The organism is Enterobacter sp. 725m/11, from assembly GCF_011683705.1.
Lineage (GTDB): Bacteria > Pseudomonadota > Gammaproteobacteria > Enterobacterales > Enterobacteriaceae > Enterobacter > Enterobacter bugandensis.
Map to the genome: position 1 here is coordinate 68634 of NZ_JAAQOK010000005.1, position 18232 is coordinate 86865.

The window sequence follows — 18232 nt, forward strand, 5'->3', positions numbered from 1 at the left end:
CGGGCAAGTTTTATTCAACAAAAATATGCGGATAGAACCGTGACAGATCCTGCGTAATCAACGCGCGATCTTCGCGGATGCCGATCCCGGCAGGTTGATCGTTAATAAGCCAGCTGCCGATCAGCGTATAGCTGTCGCCAAATTTCGGCAGTTGATAAAACTCCTGGACGATCATCCCTTCTTCACCGTATGGCCCTTCAACCGCTTCCAGCGTTTTACCGTTTTCGATAATGGAGACGTTCGCGCCTTCGCGGGAAAAGATAGGCTTAACGACGTATTTCTCCATCGGCGGGAACTCATCTTCGGCAAAGTAAGCTGGCAACAGGTTAGGGTGGTTCGGGAACATCTCCCACAGCATCGGCAGCAGGGCTTTGTTGGAGATAATGCTCTTCCACGCCGGTTCCAGCCAGCGCACGCCCGCGTCTTCCAGCTTGGTGGAGAACATTTCACGCAGCATGTATTCCCACGGATAGAGCTTGAACAGGTTGCTGATCACCTGATCCTGCATATCCGTAAACTGACCTTTTTCCCCCAGGCCGATATCCTCGATATAAAGGAATTCAGTCGCCACTTCCGCTTCGGCCGCGCAGTCCTGCAGATACTGAACCGTGCCCCTGTCTTCTTCCGTGTCGCGACAGCAGGCAAGATGCAGCAGATTGAAGCCAAACTGCTCCCGCAGTTCGGCGAAACGCTCAATCAGCTTTTCCTGCAGGCTGTTGAACTGGTCGCTACCTTCCGGCAGGTTTCCGGCGTTCATCTGATCTTCCAGCCAAATCCACTGGAAGAATGCCGCTTCGTAAAGAGAGGTCGGCGTATCCGCGTTGTTTTCTAAAAGCTTCGGCTCACCCACGCCATCCCACGCCAGATCGAGGCGAGAGTAAAGCGAAGGCTGATTCGTTTTCCACGACTGACGGACGAAACTCCAGGTGTGCTTCGGAATACGGAATTTAGTCATCAGCTCGTCACTGTCGATGACTTTATCCACCACCTTCAGGCACATCTGGTGCAGCTCGGCCGTCACCTCTTCCAGTTTTTCCACCTGGTCGAGCGTCAGTTTGTAGTAAGCATCTTCACACCAGTACGGCTCGCCGTACATGGTGTGGAAGTTAAAACCGTATTCAGTGGCTTTTTCGCGCCAGTCCGGGCGCTCGGTAATACCGACTCGTTCCATGATCAGCCGCCCATTGAGCGAGTGGAAGTGCCTGTTGCACTACGCTGCATGCTGGTCTGTTTCGCCACAGACTCACCGAACCCACCGCGGGTGATGGTGCTGGTGGTCGCAGGCTTCGGCGCCATCGCGGTTTTCGGGACGGTCACGGTGCGGCCCGGGGTCGCTGCGCCATAACCTTTGCCGCTGGCATCGGTATATTGACCATAAGCCGGGCTGGCCGGGTTTTTCGAGCTAAACAGCGGTTGCTGCTGATAGCCCGCACCGCCGCCCATCAGGCGGCCCATCATGTAGCCTGCCATTAATGGCATCCAGAAGCTGCCGCTGGACTGCGCCTGCGCCTGATTTTCCGGCGCAGTACCTGCCTGAGCTGGCGTCTGCTGACACTGTCCTTCACCAAATTCCGCCACGCAGTCTTCGCGTGAGGCGTATTTCGGCGCGGTGCGTTCCGCTTCTTTCAGGGCGTTGGTGTAGGCGGTTTTACATTCTGCTGCCTGGCCGGTTGCGGCGGAGCAGTCGTCCGCGTTTTGATACAGCGAAACCGTTTCGTCGTTTTTCTCACAGCCTGCCAGCATAAAGACTGCGGTTACTGCCAGCGCAACAGGGGTGAGATGACGTGCGTTCCAGCTTTTGCGGAACGACGCGTGGTTAATCGTTTTTGTCCGTTTCATGTTTGTCTTCCAGGACCCAGTGGTAATAACGCTCAGGATAGTGGATGAGTGGTTGAAAATGAAGCGAAGAGGGGCGGAATCAGGGGGATCTTTACGTTGGCTTACGTTCGGGTGTGATTCAGCTGCGCCCTCTCCCGGTGAGAGAGGGCGTGATAACACTCTTAGTTACGGAACGGGTTAGAACCGCTGCTTGCAGGTGCCGTGCTACGCGCGGCCGCTGGCTGTGCGGCAGGGGCGCTGCCGTTAGCGTTGAAGTTATCAACGGCGGCAACCTGCTCCGGGTTCTCCGGTGCAACGCTGTCCGGGGAGGTAGAGACCGGTTTGCCCAGCGCGCTGTTCAGCATCTGCAGGTCTTGCTCGTTCAGCGTACCCAGAGCCTGCTTAATGTTCAGCTGGTTAATCAGGTACTGATAACGCGCGCTGGAGAGCTGCTGTTTCGCGTTGTACAGCGTGGTGGTCGCGTCGAGCACGTCAACGATAGTACGTGTACCGACCGAGTAACCCGCTTCCATCGCGTCCAGGGAGCTCTGTGCAGACACAACGGCCTGTTTATAGGCGTTGATGCTACTGATAGACGCGTTCACGTTGTTGAAGGACGAACGCACGGTCTGCACCACGTTGCGGTGCGCGCTTTCCAGCTGCTCGCTCGCGCCAACAAAGTTGTACTGCGCCTGTTTCACCTGAGAGTTTACCTGACCGCCCTGGTACAGTGGCAGAGAGAAGCTCAGGCCCACTTTGTTCTGACCCATATTGCTGTCGTCGTACTGGGCAGAATTGGTTTTAGAGCCGCTGTAGCTCGTGTCAGAAACGCCGGTGGACGCGCTCAGGCTCAGGGTTGGCAGATGGCCGTCCTGCGCCTGACGAATTTGCTCGCGGGCCAGGTCCTGGCTCAGACGCGCCTGCAGCAACGTCAGGTTGCGGTTTTCCGCCTCTTTCAGCAGGGCGTTAACGGCCTGCGGCTTATCCGTTTTGAAGCTGTCGACGTTCAGGGAAGCCAGCTCAGGATAGTAATTCCCGGTCACCTGGCGCAGGGATTCCAGCGCGTTGTCGAGGTTGTTACGCGCGGTCACTTCGTTGGCCAGCACGGTGTCGTACTGTGAACGGGCGTTCTGCACGTCGGTGATCGCCACCAGACCCACGTTGAAGCGCTGGGTGGTTTGATCTAACTGACGGTAGATCGCCTGTTTCTGCGCTTCGGTGTAGGAGAGCGCGTCAATGGCGCTCAGCACGTTGAAGTACGCGGTGGCAGTATTCAGGATCAGCGTTTGCTGGTCGGTCTGATAGGTCATATCCTGGATGCCCGCGCTCTTTTCCTGCAGGGTCAGGGCGCGCCATTTGGACATATCAAACAGCGTCTGTGTTAATTGCAGTGAGGCGCTGGTAGCATTGGAGTTAACGCCGTTAGCGTCGCGGAAACCGTTGCTGTAGGTATAATCTGCACCTAAACCTAACTGCGGCAGCAGTGGGCTACGCGCTTCGTTAATCTTTTCAAACGCAGCATCACGATCGGCCGCTGATTTACGTAAATCAGGGTTGCCCAGACGTGCCTGCTGGTAGACCTGTAACAGGTTTTCCGCCTGGCTCATTGCACTGAAGCCCGTCAGGCTCAGGCCGATAAGGATGGGGAGCAATTTCTTCATTTGCATTCCTTGTTGTGAAGCAGTATTAGCGCTGATCTAATTAAAAAATAATTGCCGATTCTAACAGAATCATCCACACCAAAAGGTTGGCGTTACGTGCCATCTGGCGGTAATTTGCACCAATCTACCATATAGCCTTACAAACGGCAGCCAAACAGCCTTGAAATTCACAATTTCATCACCATTGCTACCAGGACTCGACTCATGCAAAAACCAGAAAAGTTGCCCGTGACATTCGCCAAAAACGATGTAGAAATTATTGCACGAGAAACGCTTTATAGCGGTTTTTTTTCGATGGATCTTTACCGTTTCAGGCATCGCCTGTTCAACGGTGAAATGAGCGGCGAAATCAGACGTGAAATTTTTGAGCGCGGGCATGCGGCTGTCTTGCTACCCTTTGACCCAGTGCGTGACGAAGTCGTGCTGGTGGAGCAGATCCGCATTGCCGCGTATGACACCAGTGAAAGCCCGTGGCTGCTGGAGATGGTGGCAGGGATGATCGAAGAGGGCGAGTCGGTTGAAGACGTCGCCCGTCGCGAGGCGCTGGAAGAGGCCGGGCTGGAGGTAGGCCGCACAAAACCGGTGTTGAGCTATCTGGCGAGTCCGGGTGGCACCAGCGAACGCTTATCCATTATGGTGGGCGAAGTGGACGCCACGACCGCAGAAGGTATTCACGGTCTGGCTGATGAAAACGAAGATATTCGGGTTCATGTGGTGAGCCGGGAACAGGCTTATCAGTGGGTAGAAGAGGGGAAAATCGACAACGCAGCGTCTGTCATCGCCCTGCAATGGCTGCAGCTGCATTATCAGACATTACGAAACGAGTGGAAAAAATGAAGCGCTATACGCCTGACTTCCCAGAAATGATGCGCCTGTGCGAAACCAATTTCGCACAGCTGCGCCGCCTGCTGCCGAGAAACGACGCACCCGGCGAAACGGTAAGCTATCAGGTGAGCAACGCGCAGTATCGGTTAACGATAACAGAATCAACGCGCTACACTACGCTGGTGGAAATAGAACAAACAGCGCCCAGCATCAGCTACTGGAGCCTGCCGTCGATGACGGTGCGTCTCTATCATGACGCGATGGTCGCTGAAGTGTGTTCAAGTCAGCAGATCTTTCGCTTCAAGGCGCGGTATGATTATCCGAATAAAAAGTTGCATCAACGCGACGAAAAGCATCAAATTAACCAGTTTTTAGCCGACTGGCTAAGATATTGTTTAGCACATGGAGCAATGGCGATTCCGGTTTGTTAGCGTCATAAACCTACCTAAGGACACCATTTGGAAAGCCTGTTGAACCTGACTGTTGCTGGTGGGGCGCCAGTCAGGATATTACAAATCACCGATACCCACCTTTTTGCCGAAAAGCATGAAACTTTGCTGGGGGTTAATACCTGGGAGAGTTATCAGGCGGTACTGAGCGCCATTCACGCTGAACATCGCGACTGCGACCTGATTGTCGCAACGGGCGATCTGGCGCAGGACCAGTCCTCCGCGGCCTACCAGCATTTTGCTGAAGGCATCGCGAGCTTTAGCGTGCCTTGCGTCTGGCTGCCCGGAAACCACGATTTCCAGCCCGCAATGTACAGCTCCCTTCAGGATGCGGGGATTTCTCCGGCGAAGTGCGTATTTGCGGGTGAACAGTGGCAGATCCTGCTGCTGGACAGCCAGGTATTTGGCGTCCCGCACGGTGAATTAAGCGAGTTTCAACTCGACTGGCTGGAGACCAAACTGGCTGCCGAACCTGAACGTCATACGCTGCTGTTGCTCCATCATCATCCGCTGCCGGCAGGCTGCAGCTGGCTGGATCAGCACAGCCTGCGTAACTCCGCGGCGCTGGATAGCGTGCTGGCGAAATACCCGCGCGTGAAACACCTGCTGTGCGGACACATCCATCAGGAACAGGATCTCGACTGGAACGGACGTCGCATGCTGGCGACGCCGTCAACCTGTGTGCAGTTTAAGCCGCACTGCGCCAACTTTACGCTGGATACCATCGCGCCAGGCTGGCGCTGGCTGGAACTGCATGCCGACGGCACGCTGACCACGGAAGTCTGCCGTCTGGCAGGCGCAGAGTTCCGCCCGGATACCGCTTCAGAAGGCTACTGATGTCTACGCTCCTTTATCTGCACGGATTCAACAGCTCGCCGCGCTCCGCAAAAGCGACGCAGTTTCGCCAGTGGCTGAGCGAGCATCACCCCCACGTTGAGATGATTATCCCGCAGCTGCCGCCGTACCCGGCGGAGGCGGCGGAAATGCTCGAATCGATAGTGCTTGAACACGGCGGTGAATCCTTTGGCGTAGTCGGCTCATCGCTGGGCGGGTACTATGCCACCTGGCTCTCACAATGCTTTATGCTGCCCGCCGTTGTGGTTAATCCGGCGGTACGGCCATTTGAGCTGCTGAGGGACTTTCTTGGCGAAAACGAGAACCCCTACACCGGGCAGCAATATGTGCTAGAGTCACGCCATATTTACGATCTCAAAGTTATGCAGGTCGACCCGCTTGAAGCGCCGGATCTCATCTGGCTGCTGCAGCAGACGGGTGATGAAGTGCTGGATTACCGCCAGGCAGTGGCGTATTACGCCTCCTGCCGCCAGACTATAGAAGAGGGCGGAAACCATGCTTTCACGGGCTTTGAGGATCATTTCACCCAGATTGTCGATTTTCTTGGACTGCACAGCCACTGACAATCAATGCGAATTGCTAGTTTAAATCATGACGCAAACCTATAACGCTGATGCCATTGAGGTACTCACCGGGCTTGAGCCGGTTCGCCGCCGCCCGGGGATGTATACCGATACGACGCGCCCGAACCATCTGGGCCAGGAAGTTATTGATAACAGTGTGGACGAAGCGCTGGCGGGCCATGCCAAACGCGTTGACGTCATCCTGCACGCCGATCAGTCGCTGGAGGTCATCGACGACGGTCGCGGCATGCCGGTGGACATCCACCCGGAAGAGGGCGTGCCTGCCGTTGAGCTGATTCTCTGCCGACTGCACGCGGGCGGTAAGTTCTCCAACAAGAACTATCAGTTCTCTGGTGGTCTGCACGGCGTGGGGATTTCCGTGGTGAACGCCCTGTCCAAACGCGTGGAAGTGAACGTCCGTCGCGACGGCCAGGTCTACAACATCGCGTTTGAAAACGGCGAGAAGGTGCAGGATCTGCAGGTTGTCGGCACGTGCGCTAAACGCAACACCGGCACGAGCGTCCACTTCTGGCCTGACGAAAGCTTCTTCGACAGCCCGCGTTTTTCCGTTTCTCGCCTGACGCATCTGCTGAAAGCCAAAGCGGTACTGTGCCCGGGCGTGGAAATTACCTTTAAAGATCACGTCAACAACACCGAGCAGACCTGGTGCTACGCCGATGGCCTGAACGACTACCTGTGCGAAGCGGTAAACGGCCTGCCAACGCTGCCGGAAAAACCGTTTGTCGGTAACTTTAGCGGCGATACCGAAGCGGTGGATTGGGCGTTGCTGTGGCTGCCGGAAGGCGGCGAGCTGCTGACCGAAAGCTACGTCAACCTGATCCCAACCATGCTCGGCGGTACCCACGTCAACGGCCTGCGTCAGGGACTGCTGGACGCGATGCGTGAGTTCTGCGAATACCGCAACATTCTGCCGCGCGGCGTGAAGCTCTCGGCGGAAGATATCTGGGACCGCTGCGCCTACGTGCTCTCCGTGAAGATGCAGGATCCGCAGTTTGCCGGTCAGACCAAAGAGCGTCTGTCATCGCGCCAGTGCGCGGCGTTCGTCTCCGGCGTGGTGAAAGATGCGTTTACCCTGTGGCTGAACCAGAACGTTCAGGCGGCTGAGATGCTGGCTGAAATGGCCATCTCCAGCGCCCAGCGTCGTCTGCGTGCCGCGAAGAAAGTGGTGCGTAAAAAGCTGACCAGCGGCCCTGCGCTGCCGGGCAAGCTGGCGGACTGTACCGCGCAGGATCTCAACCGCACCGAGCTGTTCCTCGTGGAAGGGGATTCGGCGGGTGGGTCGGCCAAACAGGCGCGCGATCGTGAATATCAGGCGATCATGCCACTCAAGGGTAAGATCCTGAACACCTGGGAAGTCTCTTCAGACGAAGTGCTGGCCTCGCAGGAAGTGCACGACATCTCCGTTGCGATCGGCATCGATCCGGACAGCGAGGATCTGAGCCAGCTGCGCTACGGCAAGATCTGCATTCTCGCGGATGCGGACTCCGATGGTCTGCACATCGCCACGCTGCTGTGCGCGCTGTTTGTGAAGCACTTCCGCACGCTGGTGAAAAACGGTCACGTCCACGTGGCGCTACCGCCGCTCTACCGTATCGACCTCGGCAAAGAGGTGTACTACGCGCTGACGGAAGAAGAGAAGGCGGGCGTGCTGGAGCAGCTTAAGCGTAAGAAGGGCAAACCAAATGTGCAGCGCTTTAAAGGGCTGGGCGAAATGAACCCGATGCAGCTGCGCGAAACGACGCTGGATCCGAACACGCGCCGCCTGGTGCAGCTGACGATCAGCGACGAAGACGAACAGCAAACCAACGCCGTGATGGATATGCTCCTCGCCAAGAAACGTTCGGAAGACCGACGTAACTGGCTGCAGGAGAAAGGGGATATGGCGGATATTGAGGCCTGATGCCCTCACCCTAACCCTCTCCCACAGGGAGAGGGAATGGATCGTAGGCCCGGTAAGCATTAGCGCCACCGGGCTTTTTTACATCAAAACTCCATCTTCACCGTAAACTGCACTTCGCGCGGGTCGCCAATCTGGTTGCCCAGGTTGTTGGTCGCAATCGACGACGTGTAGTAGGTCTTATCAAACAGGTTCTTCACGTTCACCTGCAGCGTCACCGGATACTGCAGCTTCATCTTATACGCCGCAAACGCATCCGCCACGAAATAGCCCGGCAGATAATAATCCGCACCGTTGGTCGCCGAGCGGCGGCTTACGCCGTGCCCGCCGCCGCCGAGCGTCAGGGTATTCCCGGCAAACGCATTGTGAATATCGTACGTCAGGAAGAGTGAGCCGGTGTGGCGCGGCACGTTCGGCAGCGGTTTACCCGCGTAGTCCGGGTCTTCAAGTACCTTCGCGTCGGTATAGCCGTAGCTGGCGATAATATTGGTGTTCTCGGTCAGTGACCCGGCAAGATCCACCTCCACGCCCTGGGAGCGCACGCGGCCCGCGGTTTTGGCGATGGTTTCACCTCCCACGCTTTCGGTATACAGCACGTTGCGCTTGTGAATATCAAACAGCGCGATATTGGCGGTTATGCCGTCGAATAGATCGAACTTTGCCCCTACTTCGTACGCGTTTGAGGTTTCCGGCGGCAGGTCGCCAATGTAGCTCGCAATGGACGACTGCGGCATAAACGTCTGCGAATAGTTGGCAAACAGCGAGACTGCTGGCGTCAGTTTGTAAACCAGCCCCAGCTTCGGCGTCCACTGCTCGTCGCGGCTATCGGTATTGACGTTAAACGGACGACCTTTGCCCGCGTACTGGGTGTAATACTGGTAGCGCAGCCCGGCGACGGCGATCCATTTATCCGTCAGGTACAGGGCATCCTGGGCGTAGGCCGAGTAGCTCTCCTGCTTGAGCGTCTGGTCGCTGTCAGCGGCGGAGACGGTTGTACACTCGTCGAGTTTGCCGTAAACCGGATTATAGATATTGAAACCTTTGACGTTCTTACAGCGCATCATGTCCGTGCGCAGCAGATCGTAATTTTCATACGACACGCCGGTGAGGATCTCATTATAAAAGCCCGCGATATCCACGTTGCCCTGCAGATCCGCACGGGTGCTGTGCATGCGCTGGGTCGAGCCCTGGGTTGCATCCACCCGGCGGGTCAGGGTGCCGGTTTTTGAATCGTAGGCCATGACGCGGGCCTGGTTGTCGCTGTATTTATCCTGGCTGTAGCTGTAGTCGAACTTCGCGGTCCACTGGCTGTTGAGGTGGTATTCCGCGTTAAGCTGAGCGAGATCGGACTGCCCGTCGGTCACGTTAAACGGCTCGTCAAAGCGGGTTTTGCGATCGACGTCGACGGCCTTTTTAGTGTTGAGATCGAAGATCGTTCCGCGATCGAACGGCGTCTTATAGTCGCGATGCGAATAGAGCACGCTCACGGTGGCATCGTCGCCGAACCAGGTCAGCGACGGGGCGATAAAGGTGCTGCGTTCGTTGCCGAAGTTACGCCAGTAATCCTCGTCCTGATACTCGCCCGTGAGGCGATACGCCAGGCGCGTGCCCTCAATCGGACCGGTGACATCGACCTGTCCGGTGCCGCCGCCAAAGCTGGAAGAGGTGGCAGAAATCGAGCCACCGAAGATTTTCTCCGGGCGCTTCGTGACGACGTTAATCAGGCCGCCCGGATCGAGAATGCCGTACAGCGTTGAGGCCGGGCCTTTCAGCACCTCCACGCGTTCGGTTGCGGCGTTAAAGCTGCGCGGCAGCACGGTGCGCAGGCCGTTGGTCATGATCGAGCCGTCGCGGTTTGCGCCAAACCCGCGGCGTACGAAGGCATCCTGCGTACCGCCCAGGGTGTTGGTCTGCACCACGTTGCTGACGTTATAGAGCGCTTCATCGAGCGTGGTGGCGTGCTGATCCGCCAGCACCTTATCGCTGACGGTATTCACCACCTGCGGGATATCCAGCATCGGCATGTTGGTCAGCGTGGCGGTGGAGGTATTCAGCGGCTGGTAGCCGTTGGTGGCCTCCGCCGTAGCATTTGGATCGGCGGTGACGGTAAGCGTTTCGCCGTCTTTAGCCGTGGTGTCTGCTGCCTGTGACAGCGGCGCCATAAACAGCAGTGAAAAGAGCGCGCGCCCTTTTATCCCAGAGAGTGAAGGTGTGAACGTAGCCATTACAACTGTTATCCCAAAATATCCGTGAAGCACCTTCACGGAAGAACCTGTGAGTCATTGCCCTTTATGGTCTGCCCGTTAGCCAGAACTGGCATCGAACATGTAATTGAGAATCATTCAATCATGCGGAAATGTAGTAGTAAATGAAAAAAGCTAAAAATCGGCTACATCTCTGAAACGTAACGGAAAAGCACAGGGGTAATCACTTAATGAATTGAAAATTAAGTCTTTATTGTTTTACCGGGCAGTGTAGTAGCACACCGTTACCCCTGGTTTTTTCAGGGTGTTTCTTCCCTTGACTACTACATGGCGCGGCCTCAAACTCTCAAAAGAGAATGATTTTTATTTATATTTGTTTCCCTTTTTTATTACGTTGGCATGCACGTGGCTCACAACACGACAAAACCGGGTCTGGTTCTGGAGAATCTTTCTGCCGGTTATCAGAAAAAAATCATCGTTGATGATATTTCCCTTGCGATCCCCCAGCAGAAAATCACCGTTCTGGTGGGGGCGAACGGCTGCGGAAAATCCACGCTGCTGAGTACCATCGCGCGTTTGCTTCAGCCGCTTGGCGGCGCGGCGGTTCTCGACGGCAAGGCGATCCACGCGCAGCCGACGAAAGCCGTCGCCCGCCAGCTTGGTATCCTGCCGCAGTCTCCGCTGCTGCCGGAAGGGTTAACCGTCTTTGAGCTGGTCTCGCGCGGGCGTTTTCCCTGGCAGAACGTTATGCGCCAGTGGAGCGACGAGGACGAGCAGGCGGTAGAGGAGGCCCTGCGCCTGACCGGCACGGCCGAGTTTGCCCACATGCCCGTCGAAAGCCTGTCCGGCGGCCAGCGTCAGCGCTGCTGGATCGCCATGGCGCTGGCGCAGCAAACGCCCTATATCCTGCTGGATGAACCCACCACGTTTCTCGATCTCCGCTACCAGGTGGAGATCCTCGAACTGCTGCATACGCTGACGCGCGAGCACGGACGTACCGTGGTGGTGGTGCTGCACGATCTCAACTTCGCCGTGAGCTACGGCGATTCGCTGGTCTTTTTACGCCAGGGAAAAGTCGAGGGCGTACTGCATGAAGGGGACGCCTGCACGCCGGAGCTGATTAAAGCGGTGTTTGATGTCGACGTGCATATGTCCATCAATCCGCTGACCGGTAAACCGTTCTTTATGCCGTTTCGCCAGAACGCAAAACAGCCATGATGCGCACCTCTCTGGCTTTCCTGATGTTCGCCATGCTGCTGGCAACGGGCGCGATTGCCCATCTGGGGATCGGCGCCCGCTTTATCGCCCCGCAAACGGTGGTGGAGGCCATCCTCCACTTCGATCCGCGCAATTTCGACCATAACATCATCATCAAGCTCAGACTGCTGCGCCTCTGCGCCGCGATGGTGGCGGGGGCCGCGCTCGGCGTGGCGGGCGTGCTGCTGCAATCCACGATCCGCAACCCGCTCGGCGAACCGCATATTCTGGGGCTCAACGCCGGGGCAGCGCTGGCTGTGGTGCTGACGAGTGCGCTGGGGATGACGCTGCCGTTTGGGCGCCCGCTGATTGCCGCCGCCGGAGCCGCGGCGCTGTTTCTGCTGGTGCTCACGTTCTCCTCGTCCGGACGCACCGGGCTTACGCCAATGAAGGTCACGCTGTGCGGCGTGGCGATGTCGGCGTTTGCATCGTCGATTACCGCCACGGTGCTCATCCTCGATGAACAGACGCTGCTCGCCATGCGCACCTGGCTGGCGGGGGATTTAGCGGGGGTCAGCGGTGAAACGATTGCCGCTGCCCTGTGGGTGGCTGGCGTGGGCTTTGCGCTGGCGCTCTGGCTGTCGCCCTCGCTCAACATGCTGGCGCTGGGCGACAGAATGGCGCAGGGGCTTGGCGTATCGCTGCTGAAAACGCGGCTGCTTGCCCTGATGGCTATCGCGCTGCTCTGCGGTGCGGCAGTCTCCCTCGCCGGGCCGATCGGTTTTATCGGGCTCGTGGTGCCTCAGCTCGTTCGCCGTCTGGTGTCGGTCGATCTGCGCGTGATGGTGCCGCTGTCCGCCCTGTGCGGGGCGCTGGTTCTGCTGCTGGCGGATATCGCTGCCCGCACGCTGTTTTCGCCCTGGGAGCTGGCAACCGGCATCATGACCGCGCTGGTTGGCGCCCCGGTCTTTATCTTCATGGCCTCGAGGATGTTTAAATGAACCGCGCCGGACTGCGTGCGCTACGCGTTGGCACCTTCTCGGCGCTGGTCCGCCCAAAGGCGCTGGTATGTCTGGTCATCCTGACTCTGGCCGCCTGCCTGCTGACGGGGTTTGGCCTGACGCACGGCTCTCTGCCCATCCCCACTTCCGCCATCGGGCGCGCGCTGTTTTATCCAGAAAGCCTGACGTCAGAGACGCGCTACATCGTGATGGATATCCGCCTGCCGCGCCTGCTGATGGCGGCGCTGTGCGGTGGGATGCTCGGCATGGCGGGGGCAGCAATGCAGTCCATTACCCGCAATGGCCTGGCCGATCCGGGGCTTATCGGGGTGAAAGAGGGCTGTAGCGCGGCGGTACTGCTGCTGATATTTCAGTTCCCGGCGCTGGGCCTGGCCTGGCGGCCGCTGGTTGGCATGGCCGGGGGGCTGCTCACCGCGCTGCTGGTGGTGGCCCTGGCGCGCGATATCTCACGTCCGCGATTCATCCTGATCGGCATCGGCGTGTCGTGGGTCTTTGCCGCCGCAATGGGCGTCTTTATGACTACGGCGGACGTGCGCGACGTGCAGACGGCGATGCTGTGGCTGGCGGGCAGCCTCCACGCGGCAAACTGGACGCTGGTCTGCATTGCCGCTGCCTGGGCGCTTCCGGCGTTTGCGCTGCTGCTGTTTACCGCCCGCGCTGCGGACGTGGCGCTGCTTGGTAACCACACCGCAGCGGGCCTTGGCGTGCGCACAAACCGGCTGGCGCTTCTCAGGGTTCTCGCCCCGGTAGTGCTGACGGCGGCCTGCGTCTCCTGCGTGGGCAGCATTGGTTTTGTCGGGCTGATTGCGCCGCACATGGCGCGCCTGCTGCTCCGCGGCGGGCAAACGGCGCTCCTGACGGGTAGCGCCGTGCTGGGGGCGCTGCTGGTGCTACTCGCGGATAACGTCGGGCGGCTGGCATTCCTCCCGCTGCAGCTGCCGGCGGGAATTGTGATTTCACTGATTGGCGGACCGTTTTTCCTGCTGCTGCTCTGGCAGCGTCGGGACAGATTTTAGGGGATTAACATGCGCATACTGTTTTCATTGCTGTTGCTGGTGGGGTTTGCGGCGAGCGCGACCGAGCCGACGCAGACGTTTACTGACGATCTGAACCGTAAGGTGGTGGTGCCGGTGCATCCGAAACGGATCGTCTCGCTACACGACCTGGACATTACTATTCCGCTGATTGAGCTTGGCGTGCCGCCGGTGGCGAGCCATGGCCGCACCCGGCCGGACGGCAGCCATTTTCTGCGCTCCAGCGGCATGTTGACCGGCGTCGACTTCGATAATTCCGACATCAAGTTTATCGGCACTGCGGATATCGACATTGAAGCCATCGCCGCCGCAAAGCCTGACCTGATCATTACCGAGCCGACGCGAAATACCCCGGTGGAACAGCTGGAGAAAATTGCCCCGACGGTGAGTATCGATCATCTCGACGGCGGCGCGCCGGAGATCTACCGCAAGCTGGCGCAGCTGACGGGCACGCAGGCGCGGCTCAAGGTTCTGGAGCGGCGCTATCAGGAGCAAATTAAGGCGCTGAAAGCGACTATTGATACCCGCAAAGTGAGCGTGTCGGTGATTCAGGCCAATCAGGGGAAAATCAACGCCATGCACAGCTATCACTCGCTGGGCCGCGTGCTGCGTGATGCCGGGTTCACCTTCCCGCCGCTGATTGAGTCTATCCCGGAAGGGGGACGCATTGACGTCAGCGCCGAGCGGCTGCCGGAGCTGGATGCGGATTTCGTTTTCGCCACCTGGCGCGGGGATACGGGCGGCAAACCGCAGGATGAGCTGGCGGCGATGGATGCGGTGATGCCGGGCTGGTGTCAGTTCCTGAATGCCTGTCGGACCGGACATTACGTGCTGATCTCGCGTGAAGAGGCCATCTCGAACTCGTTCGCCTCGTTAGGGCTGATGGCCGCGCAGGTCCAGTCGCAGATTGCCGGACGTCCGCTGCCGGAGGCGTCACGATGAGCCGTAAAGTTGATCTCTTCGGCGACCGCCTCCGCTCCCGGTCGCACCAGCTCACGCCGCGCCTGCTGCAGGTGGCGCGCTATATCAATGAAAATCGTGAAGCGGTGATGGAGCAGACGGCAATGGAGATCGCGACGCTGCTGAAAACGTCGGACGCTACCGTCGTTCGCGCCATCCAGGCGCTGGGTTTCGCCGGGCTGCGCGATCTCAAGCAGACGCTGGAGCAGTGGTTTGGCCCGGTCGTGACCTCCAGCGAAAAGATCTCCACCACGGTGAATACGCTGACCAGCGACGTCAATGCGAGCATTGATTTCGTGCTGGAGGGGCATCAGCATACGTGTGAAGTGTTGTCTGAACCCCACAACCGCTTCGCGATGGCGCAGGCGGTCTCGCTGCTGGCGCAGGCGAGGCAGGTTGCCATATTTGGGATTGGCGCGTCCGGGATTCTGGCCGACTACACCGCCAGGCTGTTCAGCCGGATGGGGCTACCCGCCACGCCGCTTAACTGCACCGGAATAGGGCTGGCCGAGCAGCTGATAGGTCTCCAGCGCGGGGATGTGCTGATCATGATGGCGCAAAAATCCGCGCATCGGGAAGGACAGACCACGCTGCGCGAAGCGAAACGGCTGGGTATTCCCACCATTTTGCTCACCAATGCCACCGACTCCCGATTCAGCAAAGAGGCCAGCGTGGTGATCCACGTTCCGCGCGGCGGCGAGAAGGGCAAAATCCCGCTCCACGGCACGGTGCTGCTGTGCCTGGAGATGATTGTTTTATCCGTCGCCTCCACCGAGCCGCAGCGCACCATCAAGTCGATGAAGCGCATCAACGAGCTTCACCGTGGGCTAAAGCCGGGCAAGAAAAGCAGTTGATTGTCTCCCTCTTCCCGCGGGAGAGGGGCGGGTGAGGGTGTCATACCGCACGATGGTTCTTCCGGTACTGCAGCGGCGTCTCACCAATCCCCTTCTTAAACGCGCTGATAAACCAGGTCACGTCAGAAAATCCCACCCGCGCGGCAATCTCCCGCACGCTCGCGTCACTGTGCAGCAGGCATTCGCACGCCTTACGCAGGCGGAGCGTGTTCAGGTAGTGGTGGATTTTCTCCCCCGTCTCCGCATGAAATTTTCGCGACACGTAGCTGCGCGATCTGCCCAGTTCCGCTGCCAGCGCGTCGAGGCGGAATTTCTCCTGATAATGCTCGTCCAGCCAGAACATCACCTGGCTGGCGATCCCCGTGCTGCTGCCCGGTGCGCCGGTACGATCGTCAGGCAACATAGCAAACAGGCTAATCAGCAGCCCGGCGATGCTTTCGCTGCTCATCGGCGGCGGATAACAGCTGAACAGATAATCGACATGGCTGTGGCAGTGTGCCAGGTCAACCACCCACGCCTCTGAGCCGCGACGCGAGAGTTTCTCCAGCCGCTGCTGCGTGTGCGGAAAATCACGCAGACACTTCAGCACCGCATGGTGGTCGAGGTGAATAATCGTGCGCCGGTAAATCGCTTCCGCCTGTTCGTCTACCCTGACTTTATGCAGGGTAAACGGCGGAAAGAAAAACAGGCGTCCGGGGCGCATGGTGTAGTGACGGTTATCGACAATCGCGACGCCAAACCCTTCTTCCACATAGAGAATTTCAAGACACTGATGCCAGTGGTGGTAACGCACCGTGTTAGCAAACAGGCGGCTGAACGACGCTACGGTGTCGTTTAAGGTAATGAGCTCAAGACGATCGGTTATGGGCGCGTCATGCATAGTGCAATAAAACTCAACTTTTCCCCGTCAGAAGAGATTTATAAACCACCTTTTTAAATTTTATCAACCGCAGGTTTATCGAACGTTCTCACCTGTGACGTGGCTAACATTTCTCCACCTTACGCATTCACTATGCTTGGCCGCAGTTGATGACGAGGGTGGAACTATGCGGGCGGAAAGCGAAGAAAAATCAAATCTGTTGTCTTCACGCCAGGACGTCGTGGCGTCTCTGAATACCTTACTTGGCGCGCTGGATAAGCAGTTTCCGGTAAATCATTCGCGGTTCTCGCTGGGTGATACCTGCGCGCACTACGCTACGGATATCGCGCAGATGGAGGGGCTCTCCCGCGCGCTATGGGGGCTGTTTCCGCTGTTGGCTTCGGGCGATGCTTCGCCGTTTAGCGAGAAGTACATGCAGGCCATCAGGATCGGCACCGATCCGCAAAGCCCGGGCTACTGGGGCGAAACCGCTCCGTACGATCAGCGTCTGGTCGAGATGGCATCCTACGGTCTGGGGCTTTCCCTGCTGGGGAATAAACTCACCGATTGCTTCAGCGAGCGCGAGGTGATGAACCTGCACGCGTGGCTGAATCAGATTGCCGACGCGCAGATGCCCGACAGCAACTGGAACTACTTTGCCATTATGGTCCAGCTGGGCTTCAAACGCGCCGGGCTGCCGTACGACCAGGCCGCCATCGACCATCGGTTTGCGCTGATGGAGGCCTATTACCTGGGTGACGGCTGGTATTCCGACGGCGCGGGTTGCCCGAAAGATTATTACATCTCCATGGCGTTCCACTTCTACGGCCTGATTTACGCCACTTTAAGCGGCGATGAGGCGAGGGCAGAAGTGCTGCGCGAGCGCTCGCGTCTGTTTGCGGAGGACTTTATCTACTGGTCCGCCGCGGACGGCGCGTCGGTACCGTTTGGCCGCAGCCTGACCTACCGCTTTGCGATGGTCGCCTTCTGGAGCGCGGTTGCCTTCTCTGAACTTGACGTGTTCACGCCGGGTATTGTGAAGGGCATTATCCTGCGCCATCTCCGCTGGTGGCAACAGCGGACGATTACCGACCGGGACGGCATTCTGACCCTCGGTTTTGCCTGTCCGAACCTCGCCATGTGTGAGGACTATAACTCTCCCGGCTCACCCTACTGGGCGCTAAAAAGCTACCTGATTCTGGCGCTGCCGGAGACGCATCCGTTCTGGCAGGCAGAAGAACAGCCGCTGCCCACGCTGGCGGAGAAGCACGTCATCCCGCACGCGCAGCAGATCCTGATGCATTCGACGAACTCTCAGCACGTCACCATGCTCACCGCCGGTCAGCTGGAGCTGAACAACTACGTCAACACCGAAGCGAAATACACCAAATTTGCCTACTCCAGCCGCTTTGGCTTCACCATTGAGCGCGGGCGCTTTGGCCTGAAGCATGCGGCCTGTGATTCCATGCTGCTGCTGGCGGACGGGGATAACTATTTCCGCGGCCGTCGCGAGTGCGCCGCGGTGCGGGTAGATGAAAACTACATCTATTCACGCTGGTCGCCGTGGCACGACGTGCACATCGAGACCTGGCAAATCCCGTTTGGCGAGTGGCATTTGCGCCTGCACCGCATCAACAGCGCGCGCACGCTGCAAACGGCGGAGGGCGGTTTCGCCGTGATGAAAACGGAGCACCAAACCCGCGCGCGCGGCAGCTATCTGGCGGCAGAGAACGGCAGCAGTGCGATTGTCGATCTGTCGCCTTTCATTGAACGCACCCCGGACAGCATCGTCACGCCGCCGAACAGCAGCATCATGTTCCCGGAGTGCGCCTCCATTCCGCTGTTAAAAACCGATCTCCAACCGGGAGAGCGCTGGCTCTGCTGCGCCGTCATTGCCAGTGAAAAACAGAACGTTGCGGCCGCGCCGCATCTGGATATGAACCATAACCGGGTCGTAATCCGCAATCCTGGAGGCGAACGTCTGCTGTCGTTCACGTTATAAAAATTCTGACC

16 protein-coding genes are annotated in these 18232 nt (G+C 58.3%); 11 read left to right on the forward strand and 5 right to left on the reverse strand.

Annotation, left to right across the window (positions count from 1 at the left end; genetic code table 11):
- Window positions 1–10: 10 nt before the first annotated feature.
- From HBA26_RS03530 to tolC, 3 genes are all read right to left on the reverse strand, one after another.
- Window positions 11–1171, reverse strand: a complete 1161-nt coding sequence (locus HBA26_RS03530; protein ID WP_047364600.1) for a glutathionylspermidine synthase family protein — start codon at window positions 1169–1171, stop codon at window positions 11–13.
- 2 nt (window positions 1172–1173) lie between these two features.
- Complete coding sequence (locus HBA26_RS03535; protein ID WP_028014445.1) at window positions 1174–1839, reverse strand: DUF1190 family protein; 666 nt, start codon at window positions 1837–1839, stop codon at window positions 1174–1176.
- A gap of 161 nt (window positions 1840–2000) precedes the next feature.
- On the reverse strand, window positions 2001–3479 hold the full coding sequence (gene tolC / locus HBA26_RS03540) for an outer membrane channel protein TolC (RefSeq protein WP_166720803.1): 1479 nt from the start codon (window positions 3477–3479) through the stop codon (window positions 2001–2003).
- Between the two features lie 204 nt (window positions 3480–3683).
- Between tolC and nudF the strand changes: the two genes are divergently transcribed.
- From nudF to parE, 5 genes are read left to right on the forward strand one after another with little or no spacing between them, the layout of a single operon-like run.
- Window positions 3684–4316 carry an ADP-ribose diphosphatase gene (nudF, locus tag HBA26_RS03545; RefSeq protein WP_126344889.1) on the forward strand — a complete coding sequence of 211 codons (633 nt, stop codon included), beginning with the start codon at window positions 3684–3686 and terminating at the stop codon, window positions 4314–4316.
- Window positions 4313–4735: a DUF1249 family protein gene (locus HBA26_RS03550; protein WP_003862516.1), complete on the forward strand. Its 423-nt coding sequence runs from the start codon at window positions 4313–4315 to the stop codon at window positions 4733–4735. Before nudF ends, HBA26_RS03550 begins: the two co-directional genes overlap by 4 nt.
- A gap of 27 nt (window positions 4736–4762) precedes the next feature.
- On the forward strand, window positions 4763–5590 hold the full coding sequence (cpdA, locus tag HBA26_RS03555; protein WP_028014441.1) for a 3',5'-cyclic-AMP phosphodiesterase: 828 nt from the start codon (window positions 4763–4765) through the stop codon (window positions 5588–5590).
- A complete protein-coding gene (gene yqiA, locus HBA26_RS03560; protein WP_041908103.1) occupies window positions 5590–6171 on the forward strand; it encodes an esterase YqiA in 582 nt (193 codons plus the stop codon). The genes cpdA and yqiA overlap by 1 nt, the downstream gene beginning before the upstream one ends.
- Before the next feature lie 28 nt (window positions 6172–6199).
- Window positions 6200–8092, forward strand: coding sequence for a DNA topoisomerase IV subunit B (parE, locus tag HBA26_RS03565; protein ID WP_028014439.1), 1893 nt, complete (start codon window positions 6200–6202; stop codon window positions 8090–8092).
- Window positions 8093–8175: 83 nt separating this feature from the next.
- On the opposite strand, the gene HBA26_RS03570 is transcribed toward parE, so the two are convergent.
- Window positions 8176–10314, reverse strand: coding sequence for a TonB-dependent siderophore receptor (locus HBA26_RS03570; RefSeq protein WP_126344890.1), 2139 nt, complete (start codon window positions 10312–10314; stop codon window positions 8176–8178).
- 384 nt (window positions 10315–10698) lie between these two features.
- Here HBA26_RS03570 and HBA26_RS03575 point away from each other — a divergent pair, with 384 nt between their 5' ends.
- Genes HBA26_RS03575 through HBA26_RS03595 form a run of 5 tightly spaced genes read left to right on the forward strand, consistent with a single transcriptional unit; the run spans window position 10699 to window position 15360 of the window.
- Complete coding sequence (locus tag HBA26_RS03575; RefSeq protein ID WP_126344891.1) at window positions 10699–11511, forward strand: ABC transporter ATP-binding protein; 813 nt, start codon at window positions 10699–10701, stop codon at window positions 11509–11511.
- The gene (locus HBA26_RS03580; protein ID WP_126344892.1) at window positions 11508–12491 is read left to right on the forward strand and encodes an iron ABC transporter permease; all 984 of its coding nucleotides are present in this window, start codon (window positions 11508–11510) and stop codon (window positions 12489–12491) included. Before HBA26_RS03575 ends, HBA26_RS03580 begins: the two co-directional genes overlap by 4 nt.
- Complete coding sequence (locus HBA26_RS03585; RefSeq protein ID WP_100170875.1) at window positions 12488–13528, forward strand: iron ABC transporter permease; 1041 nt, start codon at window positions 12488–12490, stop codon at window positions 13526–13528. The genes HBA26_RS03580 and HBA26_RS03585 overlap by 4 nt, the downstream gene beginning before the upstream one ends.
- A 9-nt stretch (window positions 13529–13537) precedes the next feature.
- Window positions 13538–14488: an iron-siderophore ABC transporter substrate-binding protein gene (locus HBA26_RS03590; RefSeq protein ID WP_048959954.1), complete on the forward strand. Its 951-nt coding sequence runs from the start codon at window positions 13538–13540 to the stop codon at window positions 14486–14488.
- On the forward strand, window positions 14485–15360 hold the full coding sequence (locus HBA26_RS03595) for a MurR/RpiR family transcriptional regulator (RefSeq protein ID WP_166720804.1): 876 nt from the start codon (window positions 14485–14487) through the stop codon (window positions 15358–15360). The genes HBA26_RS03590 and HBA26_RS03595 overlap by 4 nt, the downstream gene beginning before the upstream one ends.
- A 40-nt stretch (window positions 15361–15400) precedes the next feature.
- Here the strand turns inward: HBA26_RS03595 and HBA26_RS03600 are convergent, their stop codons facing one another.
- Window positions 15401–16240: an AraC family transcriptional regulator gene (locus tag HBA26_RS03600; RefSeq protein ID WP_063943077.1), complete on the reverse strand. Its 840-nt coding sequence runs from the start codon at window positions 16238–16240 to the stop codon at window positions 15401–15403.
- A 166-nt stretch (window positions 16241–16406) separates the two neighbouring features.
- On the opposite strand from HBA26_RS03600, the gene HBA26_RS03605 reads away from it, so the two are divergent.
- Window positions 16407–18221 (forward strand): DUF2264 domain-containing protein, encoded by a 1815-nt coding sequence (locus tag HBA26_RS03605; protein WP_126344893.1) that lies wholly within the window; start codon window positions 16407–16409, stop codon window positions 18219–18221.
- Window positions 18222–18232 lie beyond the last annotated feature (11 nt).

Bases quoted from the DNA above. Each gene is read 5' to 3' on its own strand.
- tolC (WP_166720803.1), bottom strand. From the start codon at position 3,479: ATGAAGAAATTGCTCCCCATCCTTATCGGCCTGAGCCTGACGGGCTTC.
- HBA26_RS03550 (WP_003862516.1), top strand. From the start codon at position 4,313: ATGAAGCGCTATACGCCTGACTTCCCAGAAATGATGCGCCTGTGCGAA.
- nudF (WP_126344889.1), top strand. From the start codon at position 3,684: ATGCAAAAACCAGAAAAGTTGCCCGTGACATTCGCCAAAAACGATGTA.
- HBA26_RS03600 (WP_063943077.1), bottom strand. From the start codon at position 16,240: ATGCATGACGCGCCCATAACCGATCGTCTTGAGCTCATTACCTTAAAC.
- HBA26_RS03590 (WP_048959954.1), top strand. From the start codon at position 13,538: ATGCGCATACTGTTTTCATTGCTGTTGCTGGTGGGGTTTGCGGCGAGC.
- HBA26_RS03535 (WP_028014445.1), bottom strand. From the start codon at position 1,839: ATGAAACGGACAAAAACGATTAACCACGCGTCGTTCCGCAAAAGCTGG.
- HBA26_RS03570 (WP_126344890.1), bottom strand. From the start codon at position 10,314: ATGGCTACGTTCACACCTTCACTCTCTGGGATAAAAGGGCGCGCGCTC.
- HBA26_RS03580 (WP_126344892.1), top strand. From the start codon at position 11,508: ATGATGCGCACCTCTCTGGCTTTCCTGATGTTCGCCATGCTGCTGGCA.
- parE (WP_028014439.1), top strand. From the start codon at position 6,200: ATGACGCAAACCTATAACGCTGATGCCATTGAGGTACTCACCGGGCTT.
- HBA26_RS03595 (WP_166720804.1), top strand. From the start codon at position 14,485: ATGAGCCGTAAAGTTGATCTCTTCGGCGACCGCCTCCGCTCCCGGTCG.
- HBA26_RS03605 (WP_126344893.1), top strand. From the start codon at position 16,407: ATGCGGGCGGAAAGCGAAGAAAAATCAAATCTGTTGTCTTCACGCCAG.
- HBA26_RS03530 (WP_047364600.1), bottom strand. From the start codon at position 1,171: ATGGAACGAGTCGGTATTACCGAGCGCCCGGACTGGCGCGAAAAAGCC.
- yqiA (WP_041908103.1), top strand. From the start codon at position 5,590: ATGTCTACGCTCCTTTATCTGCACGGATTCAACAGCTCGCCGCGCTCC.
- HBA26_RS03585 (WP_100170875.1), top strand. From the start codon at position 12,488: ATGAACCGCGCCGGACTGCGTGCGCTACGCGTTGGCACCTTCTCGGCG.